The following is a 414-nucleotide window of genomic DNA, read 5'->3' on the forward strand; positions in this document are numbered from 1 at the left end:
GGAGTGGTTGAATGACATTAGAAGAAAGCAAAGAAGTAATTCCCATGATGGAAGCAATGATTACACAGATAGAGGAACAGCAGAATATCATGGCAGAGATGCTTCAGGAGATACAGGAAAAGGACGAGAAGCTGATGTGCTTTCAGGAGCAGGAAGAACGATTGCAGCAATTAGAGAAAGAATTGTCAGAGCTGCTACAAATCTTACCGGATACAGAAGAACTGTTGATGCTTCTGGAAGAAAAGACAGACCAGATACAGAAACTCACAGACGAAAATCAGCAATGGCAGGAATTGGCACAGAAATTAAACAGCGAGAACCGGCTATTGCAGAAACAGAACAGCGAATTACTGAACTTGAACAGCAATTAGAGAAAGGAAGGTTGATTGATGAACGAATTAAGAAACTCAAAGA

Annotated in this window: 1 pseudogene; it reads left to right on the plus strand. The window is 40.8% G+C overall.

From position 1 onward, the window contains the following. A pseudogene (locus tag LI162_RS15305) lies at nucleotides 1-414 on the plus strand (MobA/MobL family protein); the annotation flags it as partial.

The sequence above is a fragment of the Mediterraneibacter sp. 210702-DFI.3.120 genome (assembly GCF_020561005.1).
GTDB classification, from domain to species: domain Bacteria; phylum Bacillota; class Clostridia; order Lachnospirales; family Lachnospiraceae; genus Mediterraneibacter; species Mediterraneibacter faecis.